Here is an 18,421-nt window from a genome sequence, read left to right on the forward strand (position 1 = left end):
CTGATCCCGCAGCGTGTCGACATAACCGCAAAGAGTGATGGGTGGCTCCCCACCATGGGGAACCACCCATCGACTCGGGTCAGGACTTGGCGGTCGCAGGTCCGGCCGGTCCACCCTCGTCGAGCAGCTCGTCCAGGTCCTTCACGCCCGGGTCGCCGGCGTCGGCCGTGTAGTCGGTCGGGTGGGTCGAGTCCTTGCCCTCGGGCAGCTTGAGAGCCCGGAACAGTACGGTCAGGACCACCACGATCACCAGGTTCAGCACGAACGCGGTGAGCCCGATGTAGGCCTGCTTCTCGGTGAACGGGATGTTCGCCAGCGAGCCACCGAAGTGCTTCTTCGTCGCCGGGTTCACCACGTTGTACGCCGAGACGGTGCCCCACACCATCGCGACCGCCCAGCCGGCCAGCAACGCCCAGCGGTGGAACCACCGGGTGAACAGCCCGCCCACGATCGCCGGGAACGTCTGCAGGATCCAGATCCCGCCGAGCAGTTGCAGGTTGAGCGAGATCGTCTTGTCCATCCCGACCACGAAGATCAGCGCGCCGAACTTCACCAGCAGCGACGAGAGCTTCGACACCTTGGCTTCCTGGGCCGGAGTGGCGTCCGGCTTGAGGAAGTCGCGGTAGATGTTGCGGGTGAACAGGTTCGCGGCCGCGATCGACATGATCGCCGCCGGGACCAGGGCGCCGACCGCGATCGCCGCGAACGCGATGCCGGCGAACCAGGCCGGGAACTCCTGGTCGAACAGCCGCGGGATCGCCAGCTGCGGGTTCGCCAGCCCGTCCAGGCCCTTGATGTCCACGTTCGCCTTGATCGCCATGAACCCGAGCAGCGCGAGCAGGCCGAGCAGCAGCGAGTACGCCGGCAGGATGGCGGCGTTCCGACGGACCACGTTGCGGTTCTTCGTCGACAGCACCGCGGTGACCGAGTGCGGGTACATGAACAGCGCCATCGCCGAGCCGAGCGCCAGCGTCCAGTACGCCGAGTAGCCCGCCTCGCCGGGGATGAACGCGCCGGTGGGCTTGCCGGTGGTCGGGTTCGGCGTCTCCATCTTGGTCTTGGCGGCGTCGAAGATCGAGTCCCAGCCGCCCAGCTGGCCGGGCAGGTAGAGGATCGCGGCGCCGATCACCAGGTAGATCAGGCCGTCCTTGACGAACGCGATCATCGCCGGCGCGCGCAACCCGGACGAGTACGTGTACGCCGCGAGCACCGCGAACGCGATCAGCAGCGGCAGGTCCTTGGCGAGCAGGTTGTCGCCGCCGAGCCCCATCGTCTCGAACACGGCCTGCATGCCGACCAACTGGAGCGCGATGTACGGCATCGTGGCCAGGATGCCGGTCACCGCCACCGCCAGGGACAGCCCGCGACTGCCGTACCGGCCGCCGACGAAGTCCGCCGGGGTGACGTACCCCTGCCGGTGCGACACCGACCAGAGCCGGGCCATGAAGACGAAGATCAGTGGGTACACCACGATCGTGTACGGCACCGCGAAGAAGCCGCTGATCGCCCCGGTCGCATACATCGCCGCCGGGACCGCGATGAAGGTGTACGCCGTGTAGAGGTCGCCGCCGAGCAGGAACCAGGTGATGAAGGTCCCGAAGCCGCGGCCGCCGAGACCCCACTCGTCCAGGTTGTCGAGGTCGCCGGTCCGCCGCCAGCGCGCGGCCATGAAGCCCATCACGGTCACCGCGGCGAAGATCAGGACGACGATGACCAGCTGGACCCAGTCGACGCTGTGGTTCATCGGTCGCCCTCCCGGACCTGACCGAGACCCTGCTCGGCGCGCCGCCGGCGTTCCTCCCGGATCACCAGCTGGTAGCAGATGCTCACGGTGATCGCGGAGATGAACACCCACAACAGCTGGTACCAGTAGAAGAACGGGAATCCCCACAGCCGGGGTTCGTCCTTGGCGTAGGTGGATACCAGAAGCGGTACGACGACCGAGAGTGTCAGCAACACCCCGGCGATCCAGTACGCGGGTCTGACCGCGGACAACTTGGACACAGCTCCTCCTCGGGACAAAGCAGGCGCAACGGTGCACGGTACCGTTCGCGCAGGGACAGCGACTAGGTGTGAGGGACGGACATGGACGACGCGACTGCCTGGCGGGTACGGCGGGTCGTTCTGTCCGTGCTGTTCCTGCTCGTCGTCGCGGTTCCGCTCTACCCGGAGCTGTTCGGGCTGGACGAGGTCACGCCGTTCCCGCAGCTGGTCGCGTTCCGGCCGCAGGGCCTGGTGGTCGTGCTCGTGGTCGCGTTGGTGATGCTGCTGCGCGAGGGCTGGCGGATCGCGGCCGGTCTGGTCCTGTTGCTGGCCGTGACCGGGGCCGGGTTGACCGCGCCACGGGCGTTGTCCGATCCGGAGCCGCCGCCGGCAGGGACCCGCGAACTCACCGTGATGGTCGCGAACGTCCTCGGCGGCGGTGCCGAACCCGGTGAGGTGGCGAAACTGATCCGGGACCGCCGGCCCGACGTGGTTTCGTTGCCGGAGGCACAGGTCGACGTCCGGCAGCAGATCGAGGCCGAGCTGCGCGGCCTCGGGTACAACGGCTACACCCAGCAGGCGAACACGGCCGTGGAGAGCGCGACGAGCGTGCTGGTGTCCTCGACCCTGGGGGGTGTGCGGTTCGACTCCGAGAAGCTGGACCCGAGCCGGTTGTCGCAGCCGTCGACCAAGCCGGGTGCCGGTGAACCGGGCGCCGAGACGATCGGCCCGGTCCAGCAGACCACCACGCGGTTCGGGCACGTCATCATCACCGGTGGATCGCTCGGCAAGCTCCGGCTGATCGCGTACCACGGGTACCCGCCGCTGCCGGACGCCGTGCCCAGCTGGAAGCAGGACCTGCACGTTCTGCGGAAGTGGTGCGCGGAGGACCGGCCGACGATCGTGGCCGGCGACTTCAACGCCACCACCGACCACGCCGACTTCCGGGACGCGCTGGGATCACGCTGCCGCAGCGTCGCGCCGGCCGTCGGCGCCGGTCTGCGGGGCACCTGGCCGTCGAGCCGTCCGGCCGTGCTGCGGACCCAGATCGACCACGTGGTGGTCAGCGACGGGGTCGCGCCGGGCAAGTTCCGGACGTACGAGATCGGCGGCACCGACCACCTCGCCGTGGTGGCGACGGTGGTCGTACCGAAGGAGTCCTAGGACGTCCCCGGGGCCGGCCGGTAGATGTACGGCTGGGAGACGCGGACGGCCTCGGTCACCATCAGCAGCAGGTCCGCGCGGGCCTCGATCGGCCGGCCGAACAACTCGTCGTCGCCGGGAATCGGGAAGCCCTTCACGCCGATCGCGAGCTGGCTCAGCAGGACGTGCAGGACACCGCGGGCGTTGAAGACGTTCGGCGTCGGCCACTCCGGCAGGGTCTCGTGCATCAGCGGCTGCTGGGCCGCGGTCGCCGCGATCGGCTTGAGCCAGCGCTCGAGCTCGTCGCTGGTGAGCATGTTGCGGTGCAGGATCGTCATCACCGCGTGCGCGACCCGGTCGTGCTCCTCGTGCACCCAGCGGTACTTCGTCTCCTTGACGATCCGGTCGGCGAGCACGTCCAGCAGCGCCCGCAGGACGCCGGCGTCGCAGTGCCGGGACCGGGCCAGCGCGCCGATCGCGTCCGCGCCGTGGGCGACCGCGTGGGCCCAGCCGCAGTCCGTCACGTAGCCCCGCAGGTCGCGCTCGCGCAGCAGCCAGGTGGCGAGCCGGTCGCCCCAGCGCATCACCACCTCGTCGTGCACCAGGAACTCCGCGTTGTCCCGGTGGATCACCTCGGCCAGGGTGAGCGCGGTGAAGGACCGGCGGAACACCGTGTCCGTCCCGTCCTCCCCGAGCCCGTAGGAAAGACCGGCACAGAGACCGTCACCGAATCCGGGCAGCAGGTCGTCGTACACGCCGCGCTCCAGCCAGGTGGCCAGGGTCGGGTACGCGAGGGCGTCCCGGATCTGCGGGTTGGTACTGGCGAGACCGCGGACCAGCTCCTCGGTGAGGTCGCTCAGCGCACGGTCGCCTGGTACCGCGTAGTCCGCGGCCATCACGTCCTGCCAGTACGACGTCGACTCCACCGATGCATCCTTTCACTAGGCCCGCGATCGGGCACAGATCAATCAACACCCATCCGCCGGACTTGTCGAGCCCGGTCCGGTCCGGCGGCCGGATAGGCTCGGCACCGTGCCGTCCCTGACTGATGTGGCGCGGAACCACACCACCCTCGACCAGGCCGATCTGGACCGCCTGCAGCTGCTGGTGTCCGACTGGCAGATGCTGGCGGACCTGTCGTTCGCCGACCTGGTGCTCTGGCTGCCCGACACCGAAGGCCTGGGTTTCTGGGCCGGTGCGCAGATGCGGCCGACCACCGGGCCGACCGCGTACCTCGACGACATCGTCGGCAGCTTCATCCCCCGCGATCGCCGGCCGCTGCTGGACCAGGCCTACGACGGCGGCCGGATCTGCCGGGAGGGCGATCCGGAGTGGCGCGACGACGTCCCGGTCCGGGTCGAGACGATCCCGGTCCGGCGCGGGTCCCGGGTGATCGCGGTGATCGCGCGGAACACGAACCTGCTCGGCGTCCGGACGCCGTCCAGGCTGGAGATCGCCTACCTGCAGAGTGCGACCGACCTGGCCCGGATGATCACCGACGGCATCTTCCCGTACGGCGGCGAGCGGTTGCTGTCCACCAGTCCGCGGGTGGGGGACGGGTGCATCCGGATCGATCGCCACGGAATGGTGACGTTCGCCAGCCCCAATGCGTTGTCCGCCTATCGCCGAATGGGTCTGGTCACCGATCTGGTCGGCAGCCGGCTGAAGGACGTCACCGGCGAACTGCTCCATGTCGGCCACAAGGTCGACGACGTGCTCGCCTCGGTGCTGACCGGCCGCGCCGCCCAGGAGCTCGAGATCGAGAACCCGGACGCGACCTTGTTCCTGCGGGCGATCCCGCTGCGGGCCGACGGCGAGCACGTGGGTGCGCTGATCCTGCTCCGCGACGTGACGGAGCTGCGGAGCCGGGAGCGGGAGCTGGTCACCAAGGAGGCCACCATCCGGGAGATTCACCATCGCGTCAAGAACAACTTGCAGACCGTCGCCGCGTTACTGCGGATGCAGGCCCGCCGGATCACCGTGCCGGAAGGCCAGGCCGCGCTCGCCGAGGCGGTCCGCCGGGTCGGCTCGATCGCGATCGTGCACGAGACGTTGTCGGAGTCGTTCGACGAGCACGTGGACTTCGACGACGTGGCCGACCGGGTGGCGGCGATGGTGGCCGACGTGTCGACCGTCGCGACCCAGGTGGAGACGCGGCGGACGGGCAGCTTCGGCGTCCTGGACAGCGAGGTCGCGACCCCGCTGGCGATGGTGCTGACGGAACTCATGCAGAACTCGGTGGAGCACGCCTTCGGTACCAGGTCCGGCGACGACGCCGCCGGGCTGATCGAGCTGAACGCCCAGCGATCCGTCGGCCGGCTCCGGGTGGTCGTCACCGATGACGGTCTGGGACTGCCGGCCGGCTTCGACTCGGAGACCTCCGGCAACCTCGGCCTGTCGATCGTGCGCACGCTGGTGATCGGCGAACTGGACGGGGTGCTGGAGTTCCAGCCCCGCCACGACGGACCGGGGACGACGGTGGTGCTCGACCTCCCGGTGAAGGACTGACCAAGAACGGTCCTTGTTCGTTGCGTCGGAACAACCGTGGGTGAGGTCCACCGTGGGTGGTCACCAACAGTTGATCGGACGCAACGGCTGGATGCCTTGGGCAACCGGGAGAAGTACCGAAATCAAAAGGCCCCGCGGATCCCGCGGGGCCCCATCGCGTTGCTCTGCGGTCAGGCGGTGCGGATCCGGGCCCGGGCGTTGCGGCGCTTCAGCGCACGACGCTCGTCCTCGCTCAGGCCACCCCAGACACCGTGGTCCTGGCCGGCCTCCAGTGCCCAGGCAAGGCACTGCTCACGCACGTCACAACGGCGGCACACCTGCTTGGCCTCCTCGATCTGCATGATCGCGGGCCCGGTGTTGCCGATGGGGAAGAACAGTTCCGGGTCCTCATCGAGGCAAACGGCCCGGTGGCGCCAATCCATGGCGGATCCCATCTCTCTCGTTAGTAGTCGTTTCGCTGACGGCTGGGTCTGTGCCCATCTCAGCGGATCTGTACTCGCTCGGGGGTCTCGCGAGGCGTTGTGAACGCATTCACGAACGAGTCCATGTTCCCAATGTCCGACTGGCGATACAAGGGTTATGGACTTGTCGATCGGATCACAACACTTCCTTAACACTCCGAACCGGTGCGCAGCCGTGCACCTCGTCCGATTATCGTACGAGGCCTCAAGGTTGCGATCACCCGTTCACAGCAAGTAACCGATCCAACCGCCTCGGGGTTACGCGCAACCTCGAATCCCTGTGGGGCAAAGGTTCTGACGACCCTCCGGAGCACCTGGGGCAGGGGGTTGGACCCAGGTGGTCCGCGCCCAGCGCCGGACAGCTCCTCACTGCTGTCCGCCGGGGCTTGGCGTCCTCATAGCGGATGGCCGGCCGGCCCTAGCCACAAGGGATCGGCGCCCCCTGTCGGGTAAGCCCCGGGTCGTTGCACCGACCCCGGAGGTCACCCCACAAGACGCACTACTCTTGACGCGTGCCGACCGATTCCTCATCCGCAGTCGTACCGCGCCCGCTCAAGCTAGCTGCAGCGGTGGTCGCAGCGGAAGGGCTCGTGCTCGCCGTTCTCGGAATTGCCGAGGCATTTACGATCAACGGCGCCCGGCTGCTGCTCGGCGTCACTACGACGATCTTCCTGCTGGCGTACGGTGCCGGTCTGGTCCTGGTCGCCCGGGGGCTGTCCCGCGCCTCGACGTGGAGCCGCGGCCCGGCCGTGTTCACCCAGCTGATCCAGCTCCTGCTGGCCTACAGCTTCTGGGGTGGCTCGACCAGCGCGGTGTCGGTCGTGCTCGCCGTCACCGCGGCGGCCGTGCTGATCGCGATCTTCCAGAAGGCCTCGATGGACGCGCTCAAGGACGACCCGGGCAACGACCACCCCGTGCTCTGACTCACTCCTTCAGCAGGCCCGCGCGCAACTCGGTCAGGGTGCGGGCCAGCAGCCGGGAGACGTGCATCTGCGAGATCCCGATCTCCTCGGCGATCTGGGACTGCGTCATCCCGCGGAAGAACCGCAGCGTCAGGATCCGCTTCTCCCGGGTCTCCAGCTGGGCCAGCAACGGCTTCAGGGACTCCCGGTACTCCACGCTCTCCAGCGCTTCGTCCTCACCGCCGAGCCCGTCCAGCACCGTGGTGGTGTCCTGCTCGTTCTGGTCCGGGGCGTCCAGCGAGAGGGTGTTGTACGCGTTCGCGGACTCCAGTCCCTCGATCACCAGGTCCTGGGCCAGGCCGAGCCGGTCGGACAGTTCGGCGACGGTCGGCGCCCGGCCGAGCTCCTGGGTCAGCTCCGCGGTCGCCGAGGTGAGCGAGAGCCGGAGCTCCTGCAGCCGGCGGGGGACCCGGATCGCCCAGCCCTTGTCCCGGAAGTACCGCTTGATCTCGCCGAGGATCGTCGGCGTCGCGTAGGTGGAGAACTCCACCCCGCGGTCGGCGTCGAACCGGTCGATCGCCTTGATCAGGCCGATCGTGGCCACCTGGACCAGGTCGTCGTACGGCTCGCCGCGGTTGCGGAACCGGCGGGCCAGGTGCTCGACCAGCGGCATGTGCAGGGTGACCAGCCCGTCGCGGGCCAGGATGTGCTCCGGCTCGCCAGGGCGCGCCGCCCTCATCGCCGCGAACAGTTCGGCGGTGCGGGTGCGCAGGTCGGTGGATTCCTGGGCGTCGCCCAGGGAGCTGTCGTCGGTCACGCCTTCTCCGCGGCGGAGGCGGTCGCCGTCACGCTGATGGTGAGCCGGCCGTTCTCCGTCTCGGCGGTGGCCGACTCGACCAGCGCGGTCAGCATGACCCAGCCGATCGACTCGGTGTCCGGGTGCCAGCCGTCCGGCACCGTCGCCGACACCCGCGCGGTCAGGTGCGGCGGCTCGATCTCGAACACACACTCCAGCGCTCCGTCGGTGGCGTGCGGCAGCAGCATCGCGCAGGCCTCGTCCACGACGATCCGCAGGTCGTCGATCGCGTCCACGGTGAAGTCGTTGCGGGCGGCGAGGTTACCGACCACCGACCGCGGCACGGCGACATAGGCGCCGTTCGCCGGAATGCTGAGCCGGACCTCGTCGGGACCATCGGTGCTGCTCACTGCTTGCCTCCCCAGGCGGGCTGAATGTCTTGGGCGCGCGCCCACCGCGTACATCTTCCACGCTGACACCGCAGGTATGCACGGCGGCCGTCGATCGTGGCTAGTTCGCCACCAGCTATTGCGCGTACATGTCTCTCATGATCGGATACCGAGCACAATCACGCACTTCTGGTTGGACCGCGTCCCGGCGGTCCAGTCGCCCCGCCCGACGACAGGAGTTCACCGTGCCCCCCACTTCCTCCCGCCGGACCGTGCTCGGTGCCGGCCTCGCCGGCGCCCTCGCCGCGACCGGTGTCACCGGTACCGCCGCGGCCGCGGGTTCGCCGGCCGACGCCGAGGCGTCCGCGGCCCAGACCGCACCACCGCGCCGGGCGAACCAGCGCTCGATGATCGACGTACCGTTCGCCGCCCACGACCGGGTCCGGATCGGCCTGATCGGTCTGGGCAACCGCGGCGCCGGCATGCTCACCGGCTGGGCCGCCGTCCCCGGTGCGGTCGTCACCGCGGTCTGCGACATCCGCGCCGACCGGGCCAAGTCGGCCGCCGACAGGCTGGTCTCCCTCGGCAAGCCCCGCCCCACCGAGTACGGCGGCTCGGCGGGCGCGTACCAGGACCTCGTCCGCAGCGGCGACGTGGACCTCGTCTACATCGCCACCCCGTGGGAGTTCCACTACGAGCAGGGCAAGGCCGCGCTGCTCGCCGGCAAGCATGTCGGGGTCGAGCTGCCGATCGCGACCGAGCTCGACGAGCTGTGGGACCTGGTCGACACGTCCGAGCGGACCCGCCGGCACCTGTGGCTGATGGAGAACTGCAGCTACGGGCGCAACGAGCTCGCCATGCTCAAGATGGCGCACGAGGGGCTGTTCGGCGAGATCACCAACGGCCACGGCGGCTACCTGCACGACCTGCGTGAGCTGTTGTTCAGCGACACGTACTACACGGACACGTGGCGCCGGCAGTGGCACACGCGCAGTACGGCGAGCTTCTACGCGATGCACGGCCTCGCGCCGATCGCGGCCGCGATGGACATCAACCGCGGCGACCGGTTCACCACGCTGCGCGCGACCAGTACGGCGCCGCGCGGGCTGGCCGACTACCGCGAGCGGCACATCCCGCGGGACCACCCGGCGTGGAACGAGACGTACGTGAACGGCGACCTGGTCACCTGTCTGATCGAGACCGACAAGGGCCGGGTGATCCGGGCGGAGCACGACGTCAGCTCGCCGCGGCCGTACAGCCGGATCAACAGCCTGGCCGGCAGCCGCGGCATCTTCGAGGACTACGTGCCGGTCGGCAGTACCGGTGGCCGGGTGTACCTCGAGCCGGACCACGGCGGCCACTCCTGGCGGGACTTCGCGCCGTACCGGCAGGAGCACGACCACTGGCTGTGGAAGAAGATCGGCGACGACGCGGCGAACAACGGCGGTCACGGCGGCATGGACTACGTCCTGCAGTGGCGCATCGTCCAGCAGATGCGGGCCGGGCTGGTCCCCGACATCGACGTGTACGACTCCGCGGCCTGGTGCTCGCCGGTCCCGCTCAGCGTGGAATCGCTGCGCAAGGACGGCAAGCCGGTCGAGGTACCCGACTTCACCCGCGGCGCCTGGCGTGAGCTCCGGCTCGGCCTGGATTCCCGCGAGACCTCGATGCCTCCGGTGGTGTGAGATGCGCAGATTCGTCCTGGTGATCGCGGCCGCCGCCGCCCTGATGATCCCGCAACTGCCCGCCACCGCGGCCACCCCGTCCGCCGAGGTGTCCGTCTCCGAGGTCGACCTGGCCGGCCCGGCGATCTCGACCGTCCGGGTGACGGTCACGAACAAGTCCACCGCCAACCTCGGCAAGCTGTCCGTGGCGTTCCGCGGTCCGGTCGGGTGGACCGTCTCCCCGGAGACGCAGGCCGTGAAGGAGACGGTCAGGCCCGGCCGGTCCGTGACGGTCGCGTTCCAGATCCGGGTGCCGGAACAACGCGAGGGCTTCACGATCCGTACCTTCACCGCGACCGCGACGTACGCCGGGGGAGAGGCCGTCGGGACCCGGGTGCAGCGCTCGGGGACGCCGTTGCCGAACCTCGCGGCCGCGTACAACAACGTCGGCGTGACCAGTGAGGCGGATCCGGCCAAGGGTGACTTCGACGGCGACGGGAACAGCTTCTCCGCCGAGAAGCTGGCCGGGGCCGGGGTGGCACCGGGCTCCACCGTCACCGCGTTGGGCGCGAACTTCACCTGGCCGGACGTCCCGGCCGGTACGAAGGACAACGTGATCGCGGCCGGCCAGACGTTCGCGTACTCCGGGCAGGGTTCGAAGCTGGTCCTGCTCGGTTCCGCGGCCGGGCAGTCGGCGGTCGGGACGGTCAAGGTCTGGTATTCCGACGGCACCACGGCGTCCGGCTCGGTCGGGTTCCCGAACTGGTCGTTCCAGGACGCGGGCGCGCACGGGGCCACGCTGGCCATCTCGACCCAGGGCCGCAACACCCCGGCGGGCTACGCGAACGCGGAGTACCAGTACCGGTTCTTCGCGCACTCGATCCCGCTGGACCCCGCGAAGACGGTCGAGCTGATCACGTTGCCCGCGAACGGTGGGCTGCACGTGTTCGGCGTCGCGCTCGCCTGATCCCTCGCAACCTGCAGCGGCGGCCCGTACCCCGGGGTCGCCGCTGCTGTGCGGATCAGGGGTGCTCGTGTTCCGAACGGAGGCGGGCCAGGAACGTCCGGGTGCGCTGGTGCTGTGGATTGCTGATCACCTCGCGCGGTGGTCCCGCCTCGACCACGACGCCGCCGTCCATGAAGACCACGGTGTCGGCGACGTCCCGGGCGAACGCCATCTCGTGCGTGACCACGATCATCGTCATCCCGTCGGACGCGAGCTCGCGCATCACCGACAGCACCTCGCCGACCAGTTCCGGGTCGAGCGCCGAGGTGGGTTCGTCGAAGAGCATCAGCTTCGGCTGCATCGCCAGGGCGCGCGCGATCGCGACCCGCTGCTGCTGACCACCCGACAACTGGGCCGGGTACATCGCGGACCGATCGGCCAGACCGACCCGCTCGAGCAGCTTGGTGGCCCGGTCCCGCGCGGCCTTACGGGACTCGCCCTTGACCTGGATCGGTGACTCGGTGACGTTCTCCAGCGCGGTCTTGTGCGGGAACAGGTTGAACCGCTGGAAGACCATGCCGATCTCCCGGCGCTGGGCCGCGATCTGCTTGTCCTTCAGCCGGTACAGCTTGCCGTCCCGGTCGGCGTACCCCATCAGGTCGCCGTCGACCCAGATCCGGCCGCCGTCGATCGTCTCCAGCTGGTTGATACAGCGCAGGAACGTGGTCTTGCCGGAGCCGGACGGGCCGAGCAGGCAGACCACCTGACCGCGTTCCACGTCCAGGTCGATGCCCTTCAGGACCTCGTTGTGGTGGAAGGACTTGGACACGTTCAGCGCGTGTACCAACGGCATCTCCAGCTCCGGCGCCTCGGTCATCACGCACCTCCGGCACCGGCCGGCCGGGCGGTCCGTGGCGCCTTGGTCCCGAAGCCGCGACCGAAGTGCCGCTCCAGGAAGTACTGGCCGACCATCAGCACACTCGTCATCGCGAGGTAGAACAGCGTCGCCGCGACCGCCACCGGGAACGTCTTGAAGTACAGGCTGCCGATCGACTGCAACTGGTAGAACAGCTCGGTCGTGACCGGGACCGCGATCAGCAGCGAGGTGTCCTTCAGCATCGCGATCGTCTCGTTGCCGGTCGGCGGCACGATCACCCGCATCGCCTGCGGCAGCACCACCCGCCGCATCGCCTTGCCACGGCTCATCCCGAGCGCCTCGGCGGCCTCCATCTGGCCCTTGTCGACGCTGAGGATGCCGGCCCGGGCGATCTCGGCCATGTACGCCGCCTCGGACAGGCCCAGGCCGAGCACGCCGGCGACGATGCCGGTGAACACCTGGTTCGCGTCCAGGGTGAACAGCCGCCAGTCCCCGGACAGGCCGAGCCAGTCGATGATCTTCCAGTCGAACGGCACCCCGAACGCCAGCCCGTCCTGGAACAGGATGCCCAGCGTCGCCATCGTGAACAGCAGGATGTATCGCGGCACGCTGCGGAAGAACCAGGTGAACACCCAGGCGGCGCCGGACAGGATCGGGTTGTCGGACAGCCGCATCACCGCAAGGATCACGCCGCCGCCGATCCCGACGACCATGCTCAGCGCGGTGACCAGCAGGGTGCCCTTGACGAGTCCTTCGAGTACGGCGTTCTGGTTCATCGACTGGAAGACGAAATGCCAGTCGAACTGGTCGTTGGTCACCACCAGGTGCACGAACATCGCGACCAGGATCGCGATCAGCGCGATCGCGACCCAGCGGCCGGGATGCCGGACCGGGACGGCGTTGATGGCGCCGGGCCGGTCCGGGACCGCGACCTCGGTCTTCGGGGTGTCGGTGTGGCTGGTCATGGGTTCACGGCGAAGTTGCTGATGGCACCGGACTCGTTGCCCCAGTTCGTCAGCACGTTCTTGTAGGTGCCGTCGGCCCTGATCTCCTGGAGCGCCTTGACCATGGCCGCCGCGAACGCGGTCTGCCCCTTCGGGACCACGTAGCCGTACGGCGCCGCGTCGTAGATGGTGCCGAGCGGTTCGAGCTGGCCCTGCGACTGCTTGGCGGCGTACAGCACGACCGGGGAGTCGGCGAGCATCGCGTCGGCCTTGCCGCTGGCGACGTCGGCGGTGGCCTGGTCCTGCTTCTCCCGGACGATCAGCTTGATCTCCGGCTTGCCCTGGGCCTTGCACTTGGCCTGCCGCTTCGGGATGTCGTCCTCGAGCTGGGTGGTGCCCTTCTGCACCGCGACCGTCTTGCCGCACGCGTCGTCGGGGTTGACCCCCTTCGGGTTGCCCTTCTGCGCCGCCCACTGGGTCCCGGCGTTGAAGTAGCTGACCATGTTGACCTGCTGCTTGCGCTGCGGGTTGATCGTGAACGACGAGACGCCGACGTCGTACTTGCCGCCCTGGACGCCGGTGATGATGGTGTCGAAGCCGGCCGACTGCCAGTCGACGGTGAGCCCGAACTTCGCCGCGACCGCGTTGAACAGGTCGACGTCCATGCCGGCGACCGTCTTGCCGCCCTGCAGGAACTCGTTCGGCGGATAGGTCGAGTCCACCCCGACGACGATCTTGCCGGCCGACTTGAGCTTCGGCGGCAGGGCGGCGGCCAGGGCCGGATCGGCGGAACCGGCCGCGGCGGGTGCGCTGGACGGGCTGCCACTGGGCGGAGCGCTCGTCGTCGAGCCGCCGGACAGCGAGTCGGAACCACATCCCCCGGCCGCGAGAACGGCGGCTCCGCACAGAGCGAGTGTCGTACGCAGGACAGACATTCTGTTCCCCCATGACCGGCCCACCACGGACGCCGCGGTGGCCCCCTCGATGATGGGGTCGGACCGGTTGGCCCGGCTCCTCCTTCGTAGCTTGACACAGCCGCGCGGGTCCGGAGCAACGCCGAGGCCTGATCGTAGCCAGGCGGCCAGGGGATGGTTCCCGAACGTACGACGCGCGCACACGCTGCGTGAAGCGGCAGCGGGTACGCGCGTCGGATGCGGTCCGTAACGCCTTGCTAGCCGGTGGTTTCCACGTGGGTCGGGTCGAGCACGCGGCGCAGGAAGGTCTTGGTGCGCTCCTGCTGCGGGTTGCCGATCACCTCGTCCGGCGTACCCTGCTCGACGATCACGCCGGCGTCCATGAACACGACCCGGTCGGCCACCTCGCGGGCGAACGCCATCTCGTGCGTGACGACGAGCATCGTCATCCCGTCCAGGGCCAGCTTGCGCATCACCGTGAGCACCTCGCCGACCAGTTCGGGGTCGAGCGCCGAGGTGGGCTCGTCGAACAGCATCAGCGTCGGGTCCATCGACAGCGCCCGGGCGATCGCGACCCGCTGCTGCTGACCACCGGACAACTGCGCGGGGTACGCGGTGATCTTGTCGTGCAGGCCGACCCGCTCCAGGTTCGACCGGGCGATCTTCTCGGCCTCGTCGGCCTTGCGCTTCAGCACCGTGGTCTGCGCGACCGTGCAGTTCGCCAGCACGTTGAGGTGCGGGAACAGGTTGAACTGCTGGAACACCATGCCGATCTGCGAACGGGCCGCGTCCAGGTGGCAGTCCGGGTCGGTGATCTCCTCACCGCGGACGAACACCTGTCCCTCCTGCGGGACCTCGAGCAGGTTGACGCAGCGCAGCAGGGTGGACTTGCCGGACCCGGACGGGCCGATGACGCAGACCACCTCGCCCTGCTCGACGGTGAAGTCGATACCGCGCAGGACGTGGGTGCTGCCGAAGGACTTGTTCAGGTTCTTGATCTCGACGACGGGCATCAGTTGCTCCTCCTGGCCTTCGCCTCGAGCCGGCGGACCAGGATGCCCAGCGGCAGGGTGATCAGCAGGTAGCAGAACCCGGCGGTGACCAGCGGCGTCAGGTTCGCGTACGTGTTGGCCAGGTCGCGGCCGAAGCCGGTCAGCTCGTACGCCGACGCGCTGGTGCCGATGATGAAGACCAGCGACGAGTCCTTGACCAGCAGGATCAGGTCGTTGGTCAGCGGCGGCAGCACGATCCGGAACGCCTGCGGCAGGACGATCTTGCGGGTCGCCAGCCCCGGTGGCATGCCGAGCGACCGGGCCGCCTCGACCTGGCCCTTCGGGACCGCCTGGATGCCGGCCCGGATCACCTCGGCCATGTACGCCGCCGCGACGATGCCGAGCGCCAGCCAGACCACGCCGTACGGGTCGAACGGGATGGTCATGCCCGGGAACGCCAGCGGCAGCAGGCTGAACGCGATGAACACCACGATCGCCGGCAGGCCGCGGAAGAACTCGATGTAGGCGGTCGAGATCCACCGGTACGGGCCGACGCTGCTGAGCCGCATCAGGGCCAGGATCGTGCCGCCGATCAGGCCGATCACGAACGCGCCCGCGGTGTACTCCAGCGTCTTCACCAGGGCCTGGATCATGCCGTCCTGGAAGGACGCCTTGATGTACTCGGGTTTGAAGAAGACGCTCGCGATCTGTTTCCAGTTCGCGCTGGCCGCGGCGACCACGACCAGCACGATCAGGATCGCGTACTGGATCCAGCGGGAGCGCTGGGCCCGCTTGCGCGGGCTCAGCCCCTTCCGCTCAACGGACTGCGGGGTCGTGGTGGTCACTTCTTCGGCTCAACCCCGAACCACTTCTTGTAGATCTCGTTGTACTTGCCGTCGGTCTTGGCGGTGGCCAACAGGGTGTTGAACTTCTCCACCAGCTTCGGGCCGCTGCCGTCCTTGAGCGCGCCGAACCCGTACTGCTCACCGGTGTTGAACTCGGCCACCACCGCGGTGTCCGGGTTCGCCTTGACGAAGTCGTAGAGCACGCCGTTGTCGTTGATCGCGGCATCGACCCGGCCGGACTTGACGTTGTTCTCCTGCAGCGCGAGGTCGTTGAACACGACCACCTCGTAGCCGTACTGCTTGGCGTTGTCGTCGGCGTACTTCTTGCCGGTGGTGTCGGCCTGGACGCCGATCTTCTTGCCCTTGAGGTCGGCGAGCCCCTTGATCGGCGCGTCCTTCTTGGTCATCAGGACCTGGGTCGCGTCCATGTACGGCGAGGTGATGCTGATCGCCGCCTGCCGCTCCGGGGTGATCGTCATCGCGCCCATGCCCATGTCGCACTTCTTGGCCTGGAAGGCGGCGCCGGAGGTGACCTGGGCCCACTCGATGTTGACCACTTCCTGCTCGACCCCGAGGTCCTGGGCGACCAGGTCCAGCAGGTCGACGTCGAAGCCGACGACCTTGGTGCCGTCCTTGTACTGGAACGGCTTGTACGGCAGGTGCGTGCAGACGGTCAGCTTGCCCGGCTTCACCAGTGTGATCCCGGCGGCTGCGGCCTTGTCCTCGCTTCCTCCGCTGCCCGAGTCGTCGCCGCTGCCGCACGCGGTCAGTGCGAGCGCGAGCACGGCGACCGAGGCGACGGCGGCCTGGCGGCGGCTCCGGCGGAGGGTGGAGACGATGCTCATCGTGGGGACTCTCCTCGACTGTGGTCCTTTGTTACCCGCCAGGACGCTACCTGCCGGGGTGGCATCCTGACACAGCAGGCAGCCACGTGTCGGCCACTGATGGCGGACGAGACTCGATCGTCACCCGGTTGAGTCCCTGTGGGGACCCTCACAGACCAGACCAGTGCGGCCTGTGGTTTACTCATAGCCCCGGGTGACCCCCGATCTCTCCCGATCCCGCGCACCCTGGCCGGATCGTCACTCCACGTTGACTGTCTGTAAGCGTTGCCCGCAGGACGCCGGGCTGATGAAGGGTCCCCATGGTTGCCGAAGCTTTCCCGTCCGAAGTTCCCGACACCTACGCCGGTGACGCCGTGTTCGAACTGCACCGCGGCGGCAAGATCGAGGTGACGTCCTCGGTCCAGGTCCGCGACGCCGATGATCTGTCCAAGGCCTACACGCCCGGTGTCGCCCGGGTCTGTACCGCGATCGCCGAGGACCCCGCGCTGGTCCGTACCTACACCTGGAAGTCGAACGTCGTCGCCGTGGTGACCGACGGCACCGCCGTCCTCGGTCTCGGCGACATCGGCCCGGCCGCGTCGCTGCCGGTGATGGAGGGCAAAGCCCTGCTGTTCAAGGAGTTCGGTGGCGTCGACTCGGTCCCGATCGCGCTCGACTGCACCGACGTGGACGAGTTCGTCGACACCGTCGCGCGGATGGCGCCGTCGTTCGGCGGGATCAACCTGGAGGACATCTCCGCACCGCGCTGCTTCGAGATCGAGCGGCGGCTGAAGGAGCGGCTCGACATCCCGGTCTTCCACGACGACCAGCACGGTACGGCGGTCGTGGTGCTCGCCGCGCTCCGGAACGCGCTGCGGGTCACCGAGAAGTCGATCGAGGACATCCGGGTGGTGATCTCGGGCGCCGGCGCGGCCGGGGTCGCGTGTGCGCGGATCCTGCTGCAGGCCGGCGTCGGCGACCTGGCCGTCGTCGACAGCAAGGGTGTGCTGCACGAGGACCGCGGCGACCTGACCCCGGTGAAGCTGTCGCTGGCCCGCGACACGAACAGCGCGCAGTTGTCCGGCCGGTTGGTGGACGCGCTGGACGGCGCGGACGTCTTCGTCGGGGTGTCCGGTGGCACGGTGCCGGAGGAAGCGATCGCGCGGATGGCGCCCGGGGCGATGATCTTCGCGCTGGCGAACCCGAACCCGGAGGTGCACCCGGACCTCGCGCACCGGCACGCCGCCGTGGTCGCGACCGGCCGGTCCGACTTCCCGAACCAGATCAACAACGTGCTCGCGTTCCCGGGGATCTTCCGCGGCGCCTTCGACGCGAACGCGTCCCGGATCACCGAGGGGATGAAGCTGGCCGCCGCCGACGCGCTGGCCGGACTGATCTCGGCCGCCGACCTGCGCCCGGATTACATCATCCCGTCGCCGTTCGACGAGCGCGTCGCGCCCGCGGTGGCCGACGCCGTCTCCGCCGCGGCCCGCCGGGAGGGCGTCGCCCGGGACTGACCCTGGACCGACGCCGGGCAAGCTCCTCGGGCCCGTTCCACGACACCGTCGGATGTGTCGAGGGGCGGGCCCGAGGTTCGTCCGGGCACTAGGCTTTGTCGGGTGGAAAGACGAGCGATCGAGTGGTCCGAGGCGGCCTGGCTGAACCCGCCGGCGGCTGTACTTGCTGATGGCAACGACCTGCTGGTGACCGCGCGGGAGGGCAGCGACTTCTGGCGGACCACGAGCTACGGCTTCGTGCACGACGACGGGCACGCGCTGCTCACCGACCTGCCGGTGGACACCGCTGTCGAGGTCGGGTTCGTCGCCGCCTTCGAGCAGCTGTACGACCAGGCCGGGTTGCTGATCCGGGTCGACGAGCAGACCTGGATCAAGGCCGGGATCGAGTTCACCGACGGCGTTCCGCAGCTGGGGGCCGTGGTGACGCACGGGGTGTCCGACTGGTCGATGGCGCCGATCCCCGAATGGGCCGGGCGTGCGGTGACGATCCGGGCCAGCCGTTCGGGGGACGCGCTCACGCTGCGAGCTCGGTGCGAGGACGGTCCGTGGCAGATGTTCCGGCTCGCAACACTGGCTCCGGACGCGGTCGCGGCGGCCGGGCCGTTCACCTGTGCGCCGACGCGGTCCGGTCTCACGGTGCGCTTCACGTCGTTCGCGGTGGCGGCGCCCGACGACTCGCTGCACCTCGACTGACCGCGGTGACGTTGCTAACTGCC

At 69.0% G+C, this 18,421-nt stretch carries 19 protein-coding genes; 7 read left to right on the forward strand and 12 right to left on the reverse strand.

The genetic code is table 11. The features are described 5' to 3' along the window. Nucleotides 1-79: 79 nt before the first annotated feature. On the reverse strand, nucleotides 80-1,744 hold the full coding sequence (gene mctP, locus FB561_RS31575) for a monocarboxylate uptake permease MctP (RefSeq protein ID WP_145813703.1): 1,665 nt from the start codon (nucleotides 1,742-1,744) through the stop codon (nucleotides 80-82). Further along, the gene (locus tag FB561_RS31580; protein WP_145813704.1) at nucleotides 1,741-2,004 is read right to left on the reverse strand and encodes a DUF3311 domain-containing protein; all 264 of its coding nucleotides are present in this window, start codon (nucleotides 2,002-2,004) and stop codon (nucleotides 1,741-1,743) included. The genes mctP and FB561_RS31580 overlap by 4 nt, the downstream gene beginning before the upstream one ends. A gap of 81 nt (nucleotides 2,005-2,085) precedes the next feature. Here FB561_RS31580 and FB561_RS31585 point away from each other — a divergent pair, with 81 nt between their 5' ends. Continuing rightward, a complete protein-coding gene (locus tag FB561_RS31585) occupies nucleotides 2,086-3,147 on the forward strand; it encodes an endonuclease/exonuclease/phosphatase family protein (protein WP_145813705.1) in 1,062 nt (353 codons plus the stop codon). Here FB561_RS31585 and FB561_RS31590 read toward each other — a convergent pair. After that, nucleotides 3,144-4,052, reverse strand: coding sequence for a DUF2785 domain-containing protein (locus tag FB561_RS31590; RefSeq protein WP_145813706.1), 909 nt, complete (start codon nucleotides 4,050-4,052; stop codon nucleotides 3,144-3,146). The genes FB561_RS31585 and FB561_RS31590 overlap by 4 nt on opposite strands. Nucleotides 4,053-4,158: 106 nt before the next feature. Between FB561_RS31590 and FB561_RS31595 the strand changes: the two genes are divergently transcribed. Further along, nucleotides 4,159-5,634, forward strand: coding sequence for a sensor histidine kinase (locus FB561_RS31595; RefSeq protein WP_145813707.1), 1,476 nt, complete (start codon nucleotides 4,159-4,161; stop codon nucleotides 5,632-5,634). Between the two features lie 170 nt (nucleotides 5,635-5,804). On the opposite strand, the gene FB561_RS31600 is transcribed toward FB561_RS31595, so the two are convergent. Next, entirely contained in the window at nucleotides 5,805-6,056 is a 252-nt protein-coding gene (locus FB561_RS31600; protein ID WP_012922773.1) for a WhiB family transcriptional regulator, read from the reverse strand. A 608-nt stretch (nucleotides 6,057-6,664) separates the two neighbouring features. On the opposite strand from FB561_RS31600, the gene FB561_RS31605 reads away from it, so the two are divergent. Further along, complete coding sequence (locus tag FB561_RS31605) at nucleotides 6,665-7,018, forward strand: hypothetical protein (RefSeq protein WP_145813708.1); 354 nt, start codon at nucleotides 6,665-6,667, stop codon at nucleotides 7,016-7,018. Nucleotide 7,019: 1 nt separating this feature from the next. Here the strand turns inward: FB561_RS31605 and FB561_RS31610 are convergent, their stop codons facing one another. Together FB561_RS31610 and FB561_RS31615 are read right to left on the reverse strand one after the other, a co-directional pair. Next, entirely contained in the window at nucleotides 7,020-7,814 is a 795-nt protein-coding gene (locus FB561_RS31610) for an RNA polymerase sigma factor SigF (protein ID WP_145813709.1), read from the reverse strand. Further along, entirely contained in the window at nucleotides 7,811-8,203 is a 393-nt protein-coding gene (locus FB561_RS31615; protein ID WP_145813710.1) for an ATP-binding protein, read from the reverse strand. Before FB561_RS31615 ends, FB561_RS31610 begins: the two co-directional genes overlap by 4 nt. Nucleotides 8,204-8,427: 224 nt before the next feature. On the opposite strand from FB561_RS31615, the gene FB561_RS31620 reads away from it, so the two are divergent. After that, nucleotides 8,428-9,867 carry a Gfo/Idh/MocA family protein gene (locus FB561_RS31620; RefSeq protein WP_202880960.1) on the forward strand — a complete coding sequence of 480 codons (1,440 nt, stop codon included), beginning with the start codon at nucleotides 8,428-8,430 and terminating at the stop codon, nucleotides 9,865-9,867. A 1-nt stretch (nucleotide 9,868) separates the two neighbouring features. Continuing rightward, nucleotides 9,869-10,813 (forward strand): NEW3 domain-containing protein, encoded by a 945-nt coding sequence (locus FB561_RS31625; RefSeq protein WP_145813711.1) that lies wholly within the window; start codon nucleotides 9,869-9,871, stop codon nucleotides 10,811-10,813. Between the two features lie 55 nt (nucleotides 10,814-10,868). Here the strand turns inward: FB561_RS31625 and FB561_RS31630 are convergent, their stop codons facing one another. The 6 genes from FB561_RS31630 to FB561_RS31655 all read right to left on the reverse strand — a co-directional run bounded on the left by FB561_RS31630 (nucleotide 10,869) and on the right by FB561_RS31655 (nucleotide 16,209). Next, nucleotides 10,869-11,669: an amino acid ABC transporter ATP-binding protein gene (locus FB561_RS31630; protein WP_145813712.1), complete on the reverse strand. Its 801-nt coding sequence runs from the start codon at nucleotides 11,667-11,669 to the stop codon at nucleotides 10,869-10,871. Next, nucleotides 11,669-12,634, reverse strand: coding sequence for an amino acid ABC transporter permease (locus FB561_RS31635; protein WP_145813713.1), 966 nt, complete (start codon nucleotides 12,632-12,634; stop codon nucleotides 11,669-11,671). Before FB561_RS31635 ends, FB561_RS31630 begins: the two co-directional genes overlap by 1 nt. Next, nucleotides 12,631-13,548: an ABC transporter substrate-binding protein gene (locus FB561_RS31640; protein WP_145813714.1), complete on the reverse strand. Its 918-nt coding sequence runs from the start codon at nucleotides 13,546-13,548 to the stop codon at nucleotides 12,631-12,633. Before FB561_RS31640 ends, FB561_RS31635 begins: the two co-directional genes overlap by 4 nt. Before the next feature lie 236 nt (nucleotides 13,549-13,784). Then, nucleotides 13,785-14,540 carry an amino acid ABC transporter ATP-binding protein gene (locus FB561_RS31645; protein WP_145813715.1) on the reverse strand — a complete coding sequence of 252 codons (756 nt, stop codon included), beginning with the start codon at nucleotides 14,538-14,540 and terminating at the stop codon, nucleotides 13,785-13,787. Further along, nucleotides 14,540-15,364 (reverse strand): amino acid ABC transporter permease, encoded by an 825-nt coding sequence (locus tag FB561_RS31650; protein WP_145813716.1) that lies wholly within the window; start codon nucleotides 15,362-15,364, stop codon nucleotides 14,540-14,542. The genes FB561_RS31645 and FB561_RS31650 overlap by 1 nt, the downstream gene beginning before the upstream one ends. Continuing rightward, a complete protein-coding gene (locus FB561_RS31655; protein ID WP_145813717.1) occupies nucleotides 15,361-16,209 on the reverse strand; it encodes an ABC transporter substrate-binding protein in 849 nt (282 codons plus the stop codon). The genes FB561_RS31650 and FB561_RS31655 overlap by 4 nt, the downstream gene beginning before the upstream one ends. A gap of 299 nt (nucleotides 16,210-16,508) precedes the next feature. Here FB561_RS31655 and FB561_RS31660 point away from each other — a divergent pair, with 299 nt between their 5' ends. Next, nucleotides 16,509-17,705 (forward strand): NAD(P)-dependent malic enzyme, encoded by a 1,197-nt coding sequence (locus tag FB561_RS31660; RefSeq protein WP_145813718.1) that lies wholly within the window; start codon nucleotides 16,509-16,511, stop codon nucleotides 17,703-17,705. A 102-nt stretch (nucleotides 17,706-17,807) separates the two neighbouring features. Beyond that, nucleotides 17,808-18,398: a DUF1349 domain-containing protein gene (locus FB561_RS31665; RefSeq protein WP_145813719.1), complete on the forward strand. Its 591-nt coding sequence runs from the start codon at nucleotides 17,808-17,810 to the stop codon at nucleotides 18,396-18,398. Nucleotides 18,399-18,421 lie beyond the last annotated feature (23 nt).

The organism is Kribbella amoyensis, from assembly GCF_007828865.1.
GTDB classification, from domain to species: domain Bacteria; phylum Actinomycetota; class Actinomycetes; order Propionibacteriales; family Kribbellaceae; genus Kribbella; species Kribbella amoyensis.

Bases quoted from the DNA above. Each gene is read 5' to 3' on its own strand.
- mctP (WP_145813703.1), bottom strand. From the start codon at position 1,744: ATGAACCACAGCGTCGACTGGGTCCAGCTGGTCATCGTCGTCCTGATC.
- FB561_RS31585 (WP_145813705.1), top strand. From the start codon at position 2,086: ATGGACGACGCGACTGCCTGGCGGGTACGGCGGGTCGTTCTGTCCGTG.
- FB561_RS31600 (WP_012922773.1), bottom strand. From the start codon at position 6,056: ATGGATTGGCGCCACCGGGCCGTTTGCCTCGATGAGGACCCGGAACTG.
- FB561_RS31625 (WP_145813711.1), top strand. From the start codon at position 9,869: ATGCGCAGATTCGTCCTGGTGATCGCGGCCGCCGCCGCCCTGATGATC.
- FB561_RS31630 (WP_145813712.1), bottom strand. From the start codon at position 11,669: ATGACCGAGGCGCCGGAGCTGGAGATGCCGTTGGTACACGCGCTGAAC.
- FB561_RS31635 (WP_145813713.1), bottom strand. From the start codon at position 12,634: ATGACCAGCCACACCGACACCCCGAAGACCGAGGTCGCGGTCCCGGAC.
- FB561_RS31640 (WP_145813714.1), bottom strand. From the start codon at position 13,548: ATGTCTGTCCTGCGTACGACACTCGCTCTGTGCGGAGCCGCCGTTCTC.
- FB561_RS31645 (WP_145813715.1), bottom strand. From the start codon at position 14,540: ATGCCCGTCGTCGAGATCAAGAACCTGAACAAGTCCTTCGGCAGCACC.
- FB561_RS31655 (WP_145813717.1), bottom strand. From the start codon at position 16,209: ATGAGCATCGTCTCCACCCTCCGCCGGAGCCGCCGCCAGGCCGCCGTC.
- FB561_RS31660 (WP_145813718.1), top strand. From the start codon at position 16,509: ATGGTTGCCGAAGCTTTCCCGTCCGAAGTTCCCGACACCTACGCCGGT.